We start from the raw sequence: 13,701 nt of genomic DNA on the forward strand, positions 1-13,701 counted from the left end.
GGGGCGTTCGGACATGCCGGCATCACCAGCCAGCGTCGGCGAGCGCCGCAGCTTCGGCTTATTCCGGCGTGGGCGCAGACGAGCGATAGGCGCCGGGGCTGACGCCTGTCCATTTCTTGAAGGCGCGATGGAAGGCGCTGGTTTCCTGGAAGCCGGTGCGGGCTGCGACTTCGGCCACCGTCAGCGACGCGCTCGACAAGAGGTCGATGGCGATGTCCCGCCGCAGGTCGTCTTTCACGCGCTGGTAGCTCACGCCCTCCTGCTGCAAGCGGCGTTGCAGCGTGGTGCCGGAAACGCAGAGTTCCTGTGCGAGTTTTTCGAGTTCGGGCCACGCCTCGGGCATCTGGCTGCGCAACCTGTTGCGCACCTGGGCACTGGTGCTGGCGTCGTTGCGGTACTTGACCAGCAGGTTGGCCGGCGCTTCCCGCAGGAAGTTGTCGACCGTGGCGGGCGACTCCGCGATCTTCAGGTCCAGCAGATCGCTGGCGAAGCTGATGTGCGTGGTCTCGCCGTTGAACTTCACGTTCTCGCAGAAGCGCGTGCGGTAGTGGCTGTCGTCGCCGGGCGGCGGGCATCGGAACTGCATCTCGCGCAGGGGAATGCGCCGGTGCACGAGCCAGCACGCCAGGCCATGAACAAGGATGAACCAGGTGCCGTAGCCGAACAGCCGGCGCAGCACGCCGCCGTCATGCAGCACGACGCGCGCCTCGTCGCCATCGCAGACCAGCTCGCCGCGGAAGTCGTCCAACGTGGCGTGGAGGAACCTCAGGATGCGGCGCAGCGCATGCGCCAGGTTGTCGGCGTTGACGGCGGCGCGCGTCATGAGCGCATAGCTGCCGCGGCGAAGCCCGTGGCTGTCGAGGCCGAAGAACTCGTCGTCCATCAGGTCGGCCAGCGCCACCCACATCTGCGAGTACGCAGCCGCCGAGATGCGCGCACGCGGCGCGTTCAACAGCTCGCGGTCGATCTTGGCGCTTTCGAGGACGCTGCGGATGTCCATGTTTCTCAGCGCCGCGGCGTGGATCGCCTCGTGCACCAGTTCGATGGACACGGTTCCTTTCTGGCCTGCGGACTTCATACGGACTCAGCTGACCGGGGAATCCGACGCGCCCGGGGCCGCCGGGGAAAGTCCCGACAGGACGGCGCTGCGGCAGGCGTCCAGGATTTCATCGGCGAGCGGCGAGTCGTCAGGACAGGCCCGCGACAGCACGATAGCACCGACGACCTGCGCAATGAGGGCGATCCGCCGGGCGCGTGCCTTGGCGCGCTGCTTGCCTCGTTGGGGCGCGTCGAACGGGGCGCCCAGCGTGCCGAGCACGCTTTCGATGCCGGTCGCAAACGCCGTCTTGATCGCCTCCGGCTGGCGGCCGGCGTCGGCGCACAGCGCGGCCATCGTGCAGCCGTCGCCGGGCGCGTCGCGGTGCTCGCGGGACAGGTACTGCTTGACGAACGCGACCGCATCGACGCCGTCGACTTTGGCGGCCGTCTGCGCGAAACCGCAGCTCGCGGCTTGCGCCATCAGGTCGGCCTTGGACTCGAAGTGCTTGTAGAACCCGCCGTGGGTAAAGCCTGCGAACGCCATCAAGTCCGCAATCCCCACCCCGTCGTAGCCGCGCTCGCGAAACAGCGTGGAAGCCGTCTCGACGATGTGCGCCCGGTTCGCCTGGGCCTGCGCTTTGGTGACCTTCATGTCCAGGATCTCTCTCGGTATGCCATCAGTGAAGCCATGAATATACATTGATGTTATTCATCATCAAAGCCCTTGACAACAAAGATGACGATCGACATCATTGAGCCAACTTCCCATCAAGAGCACAACACATGACCTCCTCTTCCACTGTTCTCATCACGGGCGCCTCGACCGGCATTGGCGCCATCTATGCCGACCGCTTCGCACGCCGCGGCCACGGCCTTGTGCTGGTGGCACGCGACAAGACGCGGCTGGAAACGCTCGCGGCCCGCCTGCGCGAGGAAACCGGCGTTGCCGTCGACATCCTTGCGGCCGATCTGACCCAACCCGGCGATCTGGCCACCGTCGAGGTGCGCCTGCGCGAGGACGCCAGGATCGACACCCTGATCAACAACGCCGGGGCCGCGCTGTCCGGCCCGTTCATCGACCAACCGACAGACGATGTCGCCCGCCTGATCGCCCTCAACACCACCTCACTGGTACGGCTGTCCAGTGCCATCGCCCCGCGCCTGGTGAAGGCCGGCAAAGGCGCGATCGTCAACATCGGCTCGGTGGTCGGCCTGGCGCCCGAGTTCGGCATGTCGGTCTACGGCGCGACCAAGGCCTTCGTGATCTTCCTCTCCCAGGGGTTGAGCCTGGAGCTCGCGCCCAAGGGCGTCTACGTGCAGGCGGTGCTGCCGGCCGGCACCCGCACCGAGATCTGGGAGCGCGCGGGCATCGATACCCGTGCGATGCCTGACCTGATGGGCGTAGAAGAGCTGGTGGATGCCGCGCTGGCCGGATTCGACCGCCGTGAACTCGTGACCATCCCGCCGCTGCACGATGCCGCGCGCTGGGAAACGCTGAACGCGGCACGTCAGGCCCTGGTCGCGGACATCCGGCAGGCGCATGTGGCAGAGCGCTATCGAACCGCCGCCTGAAACGGCAAGAACGCCAGAAAGGAAGGAACAGCGCATGACATTCAAGGCACTGCTCGCCAGCAAGACCGGCGACACCATTTCAACCAACCTGGTCGACTTCAAGGACGAGGACCTGATGCCGGGCGACGTCACCGTCGCGGTCGAATACTCGACGGTGAACTACAAGGACGCGATGGCGCTCAGCGGCCGGTCACCGGTCATCCGCCAGTTTCCGCTGATTCCGGGCATCGACTTCGCCGGCGTCGTCGAGGCTTCGACGTATCCCGGCATCGCAGTCGGCGACCGTGTGCTGGCAACCGGCTGGGGACTGAGCCAGTCGCACCACGGTGGCTTCGCGCAGAAGGCGCGGGTGAGCGGTGATTGGCTGGTCAAGGTGCCGGAGGTCTTTTCGACCCGGGACGCCATGGCCATCGGCACCGCCGGGTTCACCGCCATGCTGTCCGTGCTCGCACTGGAGCATGGCGGCCTGACGCCCGAGCGTGGGGACATCCTGGTGACCGGCGCCAATGGCGGCGCCGGCTCCGTGGCGATCGCACTGCTGTCGGGCCTGGGCTATCGCGTGATCGCATCGACCGGGCGTCTCGAGGAATCCGATTACCTGCGTGCACTGGGCGCGGCGGACATCATCGACCGCCACACCCTGTCCGAAGCGGGCGCACCGATCGCCAAGGAGCGATGGGCCGGGGCCATCGATTCGGTCGGCAGCCATACCTTGGCGAACGTCCTGGCGCAGACCCGGTATCGCGGCGTGGTCGCGGCCTTCGGCCTCGCACAGGGCGCGGACCTGCCGGCGTCGGTTCTGCCCTTCATCCTGCGCAACGTCACCCTCGCCGGTATCGACTCGGTCAATGCGCCGCAGTCAGCACGGCTGCAGGCGTGGTCGCGTCTGGCCAGCGACTTGAATCTGGACAAGCTGGCACGGACCACCAAAGTGATCGGATTGGCAGAGGTTCCTGAAGTTGCCAGCCAGGTACTCGCAGGGAAGGTCCAGGGGCGCACCATCGTGGATGTGAACGCCTGACCGGATCGCGCATGCCCTACATCGACGCCCCCAACCTCTCGATCGATGTCGACGGGACTGCATTCGCGTACCGCGACCTGGGGCCGCGCGATGGCGTGCCTCTGGTCCTGCTCAACCACTGGGGCGCGGTCCTCGACAATTTCGATCCGCGCATCGTCGACGGGCTTGCCCGAAGGCATCGCATCATCGCCATCGACTACCGGGGGATCGGCGCTTCAGGCGGAACGGCGCCCGTGACCATCGATGCGATGGCGCGGGATGCGATCGCACTGATCCACGCACTGGGCTTCGAGAAGATCGATCTGCTCGGCTTCTCCCTCGGTGGATTCGTCGCGCAGGACATCGTGCTGAAAGCCCCCGGCCTGGTGCGCCGACTCATCCTGACCGGCACCGGGCCGGCAGGCGGCACAGGCATCGACCAGGTCGGAGCGGTCTCCTGGCCGCTGATGGCCAAAGGCTTGTTGACGCTGCGCGACCCAAAGACCTACCTGTTCTTCACCTCCACGGCCAACGGTCGTCAAGCCGCGAAAGCCTTCCTGGAGCGACTGAAGGAGCGCAAGGCGGAGCGGGACAAGGGGCCGACGCCCACTGCCTTCCTGCGACAGCTGAAGGCCATCAAGGCATGGGGCCGGCAGGTGCCCCAGGATTTGGGCGGCATCCGCATCCCTGTGTTGATCGCCAATGGCGACAACGACATCATGGTGCCCACCGTGAACAGCCATGACATGGCGCGCCGTATTCCTGGCTCACAACTGGTCATCTACGAAGACGCCGGACATGGCGGAATTTTCCAGTACCACGGCGAGTTCGTGCCCAAGGCACTGGCCTTTCTCAATGACTAAGCGACGGCATCTTTGGCGACCGGCTTCAGGCCGACTTTCCCGACCGCACGCTGCGGTGCGGGACGACCTCGAACCCATTCAATCAAACACTCTGGAAAAAAGTCGCCCATGAAAGCGTTCATCATCGATCGTTACGGAAAGAAAGAAGTTGGCCGCATCGGCGAAGTGCCCGAGCCCGAGCTGCGGGACGATGACGTTCTGATCCAGATCCACGCGGCGAGCATCAATGCCCTGGACTCGAAGATCAAGAGCGGCGAATTCAAACTGATTCTTCCCTACCGCTTCCCCCTGATCCTGGGCAACGACCTGGCCGGTACGGTCGTGCGGGTCGGCGCTCGCGTTCGCAGCTTCAAACCAGGCGACGAGGTCTATGCGCGCCCCGACGACGATCGCATCGGCACCTTCGCCGAGTTCATTGCCGTCAAGGAATCATCGCTGGCGCTGAAGCCCAAAAATCTCAGCATGGTCGAGGCCGCATCCCTTCCTCTGGTGGCCCTGACCGCCTGGCAGGTGCTGGTCGAAACCGCCAAGCTGAAAAAAGGACAGAAGGTTCTGATCCATGCCGGCTCCGGCGGCGTCGGCACCATCGCCATCCAGCTTGCCAAGCATCTCGGTGCGTTCGTGGCCACGACCACCAGCACGGCCAACGTCGCCTGGGTGAAGGCCTTGGGCGCGGACGTCGTCATCGATTACAAGCAGCAGGACTTCGCCACGGTGCTTCGCGACTACGACGTGGTGCTGAACAGCCTCGGCAACAGCGAGCTGAACAAATCCCTCCAGATTCTCAAACCGGGCGGGCACCTCATCTCCATCTCGGGGCCGCCCACCCCGGCGTTCGCCATTGCGCGAGGACTGCCCTGGCCGCTCAGGCAAGTGCTGCGCCTGTTGAGTTTCGGCATCAGGAGCAAGGCAAAGAAGAACGGGGGCCACTACAGCTTCGTCTTCATGCGGGCCGATGGGGCGCAGTTGCGCGAGATCACCGCCCTCATCGAGTCCGGCGCCATCCGCCCGGTCGTCGACAAGGTGTTCCCGTTTCAGGACACCCACAAAGCCTTGGCTTACGTCGACAGTGGGCGCGCCAAGGGCAAGGTCGTGGTGCAAGTGGTGTAGCTGCCGCACGCCTGCGGCGGCGTCTTCGGTCAGGCCCTTGCCCCGCTCACACGCCAATGGCGGCGTTCCAGAACGCGTTCGCGGCCTTTCCCAAAAGCTCGCTGTCGCGATAGAGCCTTATCTCCAGGGGGACTTCCCACTCGTTGCTCGCCGCAGCGACAAGCCTGCCCTGGTCGATGTCGTCTTCCACCAGCGTCTGCGGCAACCACGCGATCCCCCTGCCGTCCAGCACCATCGTTCGAAGGACAGAGGCGAGATGCGCCGTGAAGACGGCCTGCGCAGGAACCGACTCCAGCCTGCGGCCGATCACGGCACGCATGATGCGTCCCAGCCCTGATTCCTCGGTGTACTGGAGCATGGGGACGGCAGATTCACCTCGCCGCGCGAGCTGATAACGCGCCTGCCCCTTCTCGTCCGGCGCCGACACCGGGATCAGCAGATCCTCCCCGATGCGGGTCGATCTGTACGGCTCCGCATCCAGCGCCCCTTGCGCCTTGCTGTGCGCGTGGCTCAACACAAACTGGACCTTGCTTTGCAGCATCAGTGCTTCGCAACGCTGAAGCACATCGGACATCAGTTGCACCGGCCCGAGCGTCGTATTCGATTCGAGGCTTCGCAACCATCGCGGCAGAAAAGTGAACGAGAGCGCATGCGTGGACGCGATGCGCAAGGTGACCGAACTGGCCTCGGCGACCTTCTTGGCGTCACCCGGCACCCGCGCGACCCGGGCGATCAATTCCTGTGCCACGCCGGTGAACCATTCACCGACCTCGGTCAGCTGGGCGGGTTGCGAGCTCCTGTCGAAAAGCTCGGCGCCGATCCACTCCTCCAGGGCCCGAATGCGCCGGCTGAACGCGGGTTGGGAGCTGTGGCGGTCCTCCGCGGCGCGCGAAAAATTTCCGGTGGCAGCCAGGGCCACGAAGTCTTCAAGCCAGATCAGATTCATGTGCGGTTCGTCCAGTGCATGGAAGCAGCGAAAAGGAGCATTGGCCCAAAAACCCCGTGCGGCGGACCATCAAGGCTCTCAATCAAAGACCCCTGGAGCCCGCCATGAAGATCGTCGAAATCCGCGAGAAAACCATCCCCATCAGCTCGCCCATCCGCAACGCCTACATCGACTTTAGCAAGATGACACTGAGTCTTGTCGCGGTGATCACCGATGTGATCCGCGACGGCAAGCCGGTGGTCGGCTACGGTTTCAATTCGAACGGCCGCTACGGCCAGGGCAAGCTGATGCGCGAGCGGTTCATTCCGCGCATCCTCGAAGCGGCCCCGTCTTCGCTCGTCGACGACACGGGCGACAACCTCGACCCGCACAAGATCTGGCACACGATGTTCACCAACGAAAAGCCGGGCGGCCATGGTGAACGCTCCGTGGCCATCGGCACGATCGACATGGCGGTGTGGGACGCCGTGGCCAAGATCGAAGGCAAGCCCCTCTTCCAGTTGCTCGCAGACCGCTACGGCGACGGCAAGCCGAACCGCAAGATTTTTGTCTACGCGGCGGGCGGCTACTACTACCCCGGGCAGGACCACAGGAAGCTCCAGGACGAGATGCGCAGCTACATCGACCGCGGCTACACGGTCGTCAAGAAGAAGATCGGCGGCGCCTCGCTCGACGAAGACCTTCGCCGCATCGACTCGATCATGGAAGTGCTGCAGGACGGCCAAAAACTCTGCGTCGACGCCAACGGGCGCTTCGACCTTGAAACCGCCATCGCCTACGCCAAGGCGCTGTCGCAATACGACCTGTTCTGGTACGAGGAGCCGGGCGACCCGCTGGACTTCGAACTCCAGGCCGCGCTGCGCAACTTCTACAAGAACCCGATGGCCACGGGCGAAGACCTCTTCTCGATGCAGGACGCGCGCAACCTCATTCGCTACGGCGGCATGCGCCCCGACCGCGACTGGCTGCAGTTCGACTGCGCGCTGAGCTACGGCCTGGTGGAGTACCTGCGCACGCTCGACATGCTCAAGGAGCACGGCTGGTCGGCCAGCCGCTGCATCCCGCACGGCGGACACCAGATGTCGCTGAACATCGCCGCGGGGCTCGGACTGGGCGGCAACGAGTCCTACCCCGACCTGTTCCAGCCGTTCGGCGGATTCCCCGATGGCGTGAAGGTCGAGAACAGCCATGTGACGCTGCCTGACCTGCCTGGCATCGGCTTCGAAGGCAAGGCCGATCTGTATCGCGAGATGCAGGCGCTGTCGGCCTGACACCCACAAAACAAGGAGACAAGACCATGACGCGATACAGATTCCATCTTTGGCGCTGCGGCGCCGGCCTCGCCGTGCTCGGATTCGCTTCGCTGGCGTGTGCCGAGTTTCCCGACAAGCCCGTCACGCTGGTCGTGCCTTTCTCCGCCGGCGGCCCCAGCGACAAGATCGCCCGGGACCTGGCCGAGGCGCTGCGCAAGCCGCTGGGCCAGACCGTCATCATCGAAAACGCCGCCGGCGCGGGCGGCACGGTCGGCTCGGCCAAGGTGGCGCGTGCCGCACCGGACGGCTACACGCTGCTGGTGCATCACATCGGCATGGCCACCGCGCCGGCCTTGTACCGCAAGCTCAGCTACAAGGTGCCGGACGATTTCGAAACCCTGGGTGTGATCAACGAAGCGCCCTCGGTGCTGATTGGCAAGCCAGGCCTCGCTGCCGGCAACTTCGCGGAGTTGCGCCAGTGGATCGCGTCGAACGGCGGCAAGGTGAACCTCGCCAACGCGGGGCTCGGTTCCGCATCGCACCTGTGCGGCCTGATGCTCCAGGGCGCGCTGAAGACGAGCATGACGCCCGTGCCCTACAAAGGGACCGCGCCGGCCATGACGGACCTCATCGGCGGACAGGTCGATGTGATGTGCGAACAGGCGACCAACGCGGTGCCGCAGATCGAGGGAAAGAAGGTCAAGGTCTACGGCATCACCAGCTTGCAGCGGCTGCCGCTCGCGGCGCTGAAGGACACGCCGACCCTGTCCGAAGCCGGACTGAAAGACTTCAACGTCCAGGTCTGGCACGGCTTGTACGCACCGCGCGGCACGCCTGCCGCAGTGCTCGCCAAGCTCAACGCCGCACTGCGCACCGCGTTGAAAGATCCTGACCTGATCAAGCGGGAGGAAGCCCTCGGCCTCACCGTCGTCAATGACGACCGGCTCGACCCCGCCGGCCACAGGAAATACCTGGAAGCCGAAAAGGTGCGGTGGTCGAAGGTGATCAAGGACGCGGGCGAATACGCCGACTGATGCCGGTGAGGACCGCGGGCTGACAGCGCCTGCGCTTTCGGTTTGACGGCATGGCAGGCCGTCGGCACAGCGGTTCATTCATCGGCGCGTGGCTGCGCCAACCGCTCCTGCAGGAGCTCGATGAACCGCAGCGTCTTGGCCGGCAGCAGCCGGGTTTCAGTCAGCGCATACACCGGCACCGGCTCTCCATGCCAGTCCGGCAGGATGCGACGCAGACGCCCGTGGGCCAGGTCGTCGGCGGCCACGCCTTCAGCCAGCAACGCGATCCCCTGGTCGTGCACCGCGAGACTGCGGTACATGCCGACGCTGGTGACGGTGAAGCGCTGGCCGATACGCACCTCGGCCGTTGCCTCTTCGTTGTGCAGCACCCAGGGGCCGGACTTCGGAAAGCCAAGGCATTCGTGCTGCTGCAGCTCGGCGGGATCGCGCGGTTCGCCGGCCATCTTCAGGTAGCGCGGCGATGCGTAGAGGTACGGCGTCAGCCGCGCCAGCAGACGCGCGATCAGCGTCGAACTGGGTTGCTCGCCCATGCGAATGGCAACGTCGAAGGGCTCGGCCACGAGGTCCACCCGGCGGGGGCTGAGGTCCAGGTCGAACGAGATGCCCGGATAGCGGCGCGCGAACTCCGCGATCAGCGGTGCCAGGTAGATGGTCGCGAAGTCCACCGGCAATGACGCACGCAGCACGCCGGTGGGTTGCGCCAGCATCTCGCCCAGCTGCTCATGCGCGATGCGCGCCTCCTCGACGATGCGTCGGCAACGCTCGTAATAGACCTGCCCCGCCTCGGTCAGCTCGATCCTGCGCGTCGTGCGATGGAGCAGGCGCAAGCCGATCACCTTTTCCAGCGCCCCGATGCGGCGCGACAAGGTCGAGTTGGGCACCCCCGTCACGTCGGCCGCCCCTCGAAAGCTCTTGGCTTTCACGACCTCCACGAAGAGGGCCATGTCGTTCAGGTATTCCGTGCTCATTGCGCCAATTTTGGACCAATGAATCCCATGCAACCATCTTTATCTCATGGATGGATTAATTGAAGATGAGCCTCTTCTTCAGCGCAAAGCACGCGTTCAAGCCAGCTCAGATGGTCTGAGCACTTTCTCAACCTCATCCGAAATAGCCATGAAACAACTCTTCAACCCCGTCCAAGTCGGCCGCTACACCCTCTCGAACCGCCTCGTGATGGCACCGATGACCCGCTCGCGCGCCGAATTCGATGGCACGCCCAAGGCGCTGGCCGTCACCTACTACGCGCAGCGCGCCACCGTCGGCCTGATCGTCTCCGAGGGCACGCAACCTTCCGACGACGGCCAGGGCTATCTCTGCACCCCCGGCATCTACACCGATGCCCAGGTCGCCGGCTGGAAGGCCATCACGCAGGCCGTGCACGACAAGGGCTCGCGTCTCTTCATCCAGCTCATGCACGCGGGGCGCATGTCCCATCCCGACAACACGCCCCACCACCGGCAGCCGGTCGCCCCCTCGGCCATCGCCCCCGGCGCGCCGATGTTCACCATGACCGGCATGCAGCCCATTCCCGAGCCCCGTGCGCTCACCACAGACGAGATCCGCCAGACGGTGGCGGACTTTCGTCTGGCCGCTCGCCGGGCCATCGAAGCAGGTGCCGACGGGGTCGAGATCCACGGCGCGAATGGCTATCTCATCCAGCAGTTCTTCGCCCCGAGCGCCAACACCCGCACCGATCTGTACGGTGGCTCCGTCGAGAACCGCGCGCGCTTCGTGATCGAGGTGGCCGCAGCGATCGCAGAAGAAATCGGTGCAGACCGGACCGCCATTCGTTTGTCTCCCGGCGCCAAGCTGGGGGGCATCGATGAGGGTTCCGAAGCGCCGGCCCTGTACCGCCATCTGATCACCGAACTCGCCAAGCTGGGCCTGGCCTACGTGCATGTGATGCACGTTGGCGACGAGGCCCTGGTGGCGGACATCCGCAAGCTCTGGCGCGGCACGCTCATCGTGAACCGCCCGTCGCGCGCACGCGAACAGATCGGCACCGACCTGGCCTCGGGCCTGGCCGAACTCGAAGCCTACGGACAGATGGTGCTGGCCAACCCCGACTTCGTCGAACGCCTCCAGACCCACGCACCGATGAACACGCCGGACCACACCTCCTACTACGGCGGTGACGCGAAGGGCTACACGGACTACCCGAGCCTGGCGCTGGCAGCGAACTGAAACGACGCGGGCATCGCTCATCGACTTGAACAGGAGAAATCACACATGACCACGACCCAACGCGCTGTGTTGATCCGGGCCTATGGCGGCGCTTCTGCCGCCGAGATCGCCGAAGTCTCGAGACCCTCCGCAGGGGACGGCCAGGTTCTGGTCCGGGTCCGAGCGGCCGGCATCAACGGCATCGATTGGAAAGTGCGCGAAGGCCTCGTCCAGAAGGCCTTCTCGCTTCAGCTGCCCGCGGTGCTGGGCATCGAGCTGGCGGGCGTCATCGAGGCGGTCGGCCCCGGCGCCTCGCGTTTTCGCGTGGGCGATCGCGTCATGGGACCACTCGGCAGGCTGGGTGCCTATGCAGAAGTCGTGGCGGTCGACGAGGCGAACCTGGTGCGCACGCCGCAGGACCTGGACGATGCGCATGCGGCCGCCATCCCCGTGGCGGCCGTGGCCGCCTGGCAGAGCCTGCACCTCGCGGGCCCCATCGCCGCAGGCCAGCGCATCCTGATTCACGGCGCAGCAGGCGGGCTGGGCGGCTACGCCGTGCAGTACGCCAAGCGGGCAGGCGCCGAAGTCTTCGCCACGGCGTCGGCCGCACACCTTACGTACGTTGACAGCCTGGGCGCGGACCACGTCATCGACTACCGCAGCCAACGCTTCGAGTCGGTCGCGCAGCACATCGATCTGGTGCTCGACTACGCGGGCGGCGAAGTGCTCGATCGTTCGTGGGAGGTGCTGAACAAGAACGGCGCCATCGTCAGCGCAGCGGCGCCCGACATCCTTGCGCGCACACCTCCCGGTCGTCGCGGCCTGTGGTTCCAGAACAAGGCCGACGCCGGGCTCCTGGAGCGCCTTGCCGCGGAGATCGCCCAGGGCTCGCTGATCTCGAAGCTCAGCGAAGTCGTGGGTTTTGGCGACATCCCCGCAGCCATCGAACGCAATCGCATCGGCCCTCGCATCGGCAAGGTCGTGGCGGACTTCTCACGCTGAGCACGTCCTCTGTGCGGGGATGCATTCATGGCGCGTTGCGTCCCAAGGGCTGCTCATGGCCAGACCGTGGCACACGCCTGGCTGGCCACGGATCGCCCGCGCAGCACGCCACGCCGCGATGCTCTTAAAATGCGAGTAATTCTCAATTGCATCGCTTCCCCTCTCCATGTCTTCCGCCGACACCCGCACCGTGCATGCGCTCTACACGGAGCACCACGGCTGGCTCAGCACGTGGCTGCGCCGGCGCCTGGGCTGTGCGCACAGCGCCGCCGACCTGGCGCAGGACACCTTCGTTCGCGTGCTGCTTCGCCCGCAGGTGCTGCCCACGCTGCGCGAGCCGCGCGCCTACCTGACGACGCTGGCCAAGGGTGTGGTCAGCGAACACTGGCGCCGGCAGGCCTTGGAGCGCGCGTACATCGAAGCGCTTGCGCTGGCGCCCGAGGCGCTGGCGCTGTCGCCTGAAGAGCGCCTGCAATTGCTGCAGACGCTGGACGCCATCGACGCGATGCTGGACGGCCTGCCGCACAAGGCGCGCGAAGCCTTCGTGCTGTCGCAGCTCGAAGGCCTGACCTACGCGCAGATCGCCGAGCGCCTGGCGATCAGCGAACGCACCGTCAAGCGCCACATGGCCCTGGGCTTCGAGCACTGCCTGGCGTTGGTGGAATGAGCGCACTGCCACCCGCCCCCACACCCGACGCCGCCGTGCTGCGCGAAGCCGCGCAATGGCTGGTGCGGCTGCACTCCGGCCGCGCAGGCGACGCGGACCGTGCGGCCTGCGAAGCCTGGCGCCATGCGGACCCGGCGCACGAACGCGCATGGCAGCGCGCCGAACGCTTGTCGCAGAAGTTCGGCGCCGTGCCCGCGAGCGTCGGCGTGCCGGTGCTGGCGCGGCAGGCACGCGGCAACCGACGCGCCGCGCTGCGCACGCTGGCCGTGTTGACGACGGCCGCGCCGGCCGCCTGGCTCGGCTGGCGCCTGGCGCCGTGGGACAGCTGGACCTCCGACCACGCCACCGCCACCGGCGAACGGCGCGACGTGCAGCTGGCCGACGGCAGCCGCGTGCTGCTCGACACCGGCAGCGCGATCGACGTGCGCATCGACGGCGCGCAGCGCACGGTGCGGTTGCGCGCGGGCGCGATCCGCGTCACGACCGCCGCCGATGCGCGGCCCTTCGTCGTGGAAACGGTGCAGGGCCGACTGCGCGCGCTCGGCACGCGCTTCACCGTGCGCCAGGACCACGACGCGCACGAAACCGCATCGCCCCCCGATGTGCGGCTGGCCGTTACCGAGGGCGCGGTCGAGGTCACCTTGCGCGGCGCGTCGGTGCCTGCGGGGATCGTGCCGGCCGGCCAGCAGACCGTGTTGAGCGCCCAGGGCGCCTCGGCCCTGGCCGCCGTCTCGCCCGAGAGCCAGGCGTGGACGCAGGGCGTGCTCTACGCCGAGAACATGCGCCTGGCCGACTTCTGCGCCGAGCTGTCGCGCTACCGGCCCGGCCTGCTGCACTGCAGCCCCGAGGTCGCGAACCTGCGCATCTCCGGCGCGTTCCAGCTGCGCGATACCGACTACGTGCTGTCGATGGTGGCCACCACGCTGCCCGTGCAGGTGCTCACGCGCACGCGGTGGTGGGTGACGGTGATGCCGGCCTGACGCAGAAATTTTTTCGCTGATTCCTGTCCCTTTTTGAAGCTTCGTCGGGCATGCCATGGAGCCGTGCTGT

General features: G+C 66.2%; 14 protein-coding genes. 10 read left to right on the forward strand and 4 right to left on the reverse strand.

Features of this window, described 5'->3' with window-relative positions:
- Nucleotides 1–58: 58 nt before the first annotated feature.
- Nucleotides 59–1,078, reverse strand: coding sequence for an AraC family transcriptional regulator (locus IG196_RS18935; protein WP_192192351.1), 1,020 nt, complete (start codon nt 1,076–1,078; stop codon nt 59–61).
- Nucleotides 1,079–1,084: 6 nt separating this feature from the next.
- Entirely contained in the window at nt 1,085–1,690 is a 606-nt protein-coding gene (locus IG196_RS18940) for a TetR/AcrR family transcriptional regulator (protein WP_192192353.1), read from the reverse strand.
- 131 nt (nt 1,691–1,821) lie between these two features.
- On the opposite strand from IG196_RS18940, the gene IG196_RS18945 reads away from it, so the two are divergent.
- The 4 genes from IG196_RS18945 to IG196_RS18960 all read left to right on the forward strand — a co-directional run bounded on the left by IG196_RS18945 (nt 1,822) and on the right by IG196_RS18960 (nt 5,583).
- Nucleotides 1,822–2,610 (forward strand): SDR family NAD(P)-dependent oxidoreductase, encoded by a 789-nt coding sequence (locus tag IG196_RS18945; RefSeq protein WP_192192354.1) that lies wholly within the window; start codon nt 1,822–1,824, stop codon nt 2,608–2,610.
- A 34-nt stretch (nt 2,611–2,644) separates the two neighbouring features.
- Nucleotides 2,645–3,631, forward strand: coding sequence for an MDR family oxidoreductase (locus IG196_RS18950; protein WP_192192356.1), 987 nt, complete (start codon nt 2,645–2,647; stop codon nt 3,629–3,631).
- 11 nt (nt 3,632–3,642) lie between these two features.
- Nucleotides 3,643–4,473 carry an alpha/beta fold hydrolase gene (locus tag IG196_RS18955; protein WP_192192358.1) on the forward strand — a complete coding sequence of 277 codons (831 nt, stop codon included), beginning with the start codon at nt 3,643–3,645 and terminating at the stop codon, nt 4,471–4,473.
- A gap of 108 nt (nt 4,474–4,581) precedes the next feature.
- Nucleotides 4,582–5,583, forward strand: coding sequence for an NADP-dependent oxidoreductase (locus tag IG196_RS18960; protein ID WP_192192360.1), 1,002 nt, complete (start codon nt 4,582–4,584; stop codon nt 5,581–5,583).
- A 46-nt stretch (nt 5,584–5,629) separates the two neighbouring features.
- Here IG196_RS18960 and IG196_RS18965 read toward each other — a convergent pair whose 3' ends face one another.
- Nucleotides 5,630–6,529 carry a LysR family transcriptional regulator gene (locus IG196_RS18965; RefSeq protein WP_101489866.1) on the reverse strand — a complete coding sequence of 300 codons (900 nt, stop codon included), beginning with the start codon at nt 6,527–6,529 and terminating at the stop codon, nt 5,630–5,632.
- A 104-nt stretch (nt 6,530–6,633) separates the two neighbouring features.
- Here IG196_RS18965 and IG196_RS18970 point away from each other — a divergent pair, with 104 nt between their 5' ends.
- Together IG196_RS18970 and IG196_RS18975 are read left to right on the forward strand one after the other, a co-directional pair.
- Entirely contained in the window at nt 6,634–7,800 is a 1,167-nt protein-coding gene (locus IG196_RS18970; RefSeq protein WP_192192361.1) for a mandelate racemase/muconate lactonizing enzyme family protein, read from the forward strand.
- A gap of 26 nt (nt 7,801–7,826) precedes the next feature.
- Nucleotides 7,827–8,816 (forward strand): tripartite tricarboxylate transporter substrate-binding protein, encoded by a 990-nt coding sequence (locus IG196_RS18975; RefSeq protein WP_192192363.1) that lies wholly within the window; start codon nt 7,827–7,829, stop codon nt 8,814–8,816.
- A gap of 74 nt (nt 8,817–8,890) precedes the next feature.
- Here IG196_RS18975 and IG196_RS18980 read toward each other — a convergent pair whose 3' ends face one another.
- Complete coding sequence (locus IG196_RS18980) at nt 8,891–9,784, reverse strand: LysR family transcriptional regulator (RefSeq protein ID WP_192192365.1); 894 nt, start codon at nt 9,782–9,784, stop codon at nt 8,891–8,893.
- 148 nt (nt 9,785–9,932) lie between these two features.
- Between IG196_RS18980 and IG196_RS18985 the strand changes: the two genes are divergently transcribed.
- The 4 genes from IG196_RS18985 (at nt 9,933) to IG196_RS19000 (ending at nt 13,631) form a co-directional block, all read left to right on the forward strand.
- Complete coding sequence (locus IG196_RS18985) at nt 9,933–11,003, forward strand: alkene reductase (RefSeq protein ID WP_192192367.1); 1,071 nt, start codon at nt 9,933–9,935, stop codon at nt 11,001–11,003.
- 45 nt (nt 11,004–11,048) lie between these two features.
- The gene (locus tag IG196_RS18990; protein ID WP_192192369.1) at nt 11,049–11,984 is read left to right on the forward strand and encodes an NADP-dependent oxidoreductase; all 936 of its coding nucleotides are present in this window, start codon (nt 11,049–11,051) and stop codon (nt 11,982–11,984) included.
- Between the two features lie 166 nt (nt 11,985–12,150).
- Nucleotides 12,151–12,651: a sigma-70 family RNA polymerase sigma factor gene (locus IG196_RS18995; RefSeq protein ID WP_192192371.1), complete on the forward strand. Its 501-nt coding sequence runs from the start codon at nt 12,151–12,153 to the stop codon at nt 12,649–12,651.
- Nucleotides 12,648–13,631 (forward strand): FecR domain-containing protein, encoded by a 984-nt coding sequence (locus tag IG196_RS19000; protein ID WP_192192374.1) that lies wholly within the window; start codon nt 12,648–12,650, stop codon nt 13,629–13,631. The genes IG196_RS18995 and IG196_RS19000 overlap by 4 nt, the downstream gene beginning before the upstream one ends.
- Nucleotides 13,632–13,701 lie beyond the last annotated feature (70 nt).

This window comes from Variovorax sp. 38R, assembly GCF_014843395.1.
GTDB lineage: Bacteria > Pseudomonadota > Gammaproteobacteria > Burkholderiales > Burkholderiaceae_C > Variovorax > Variovorax paradoxus_H.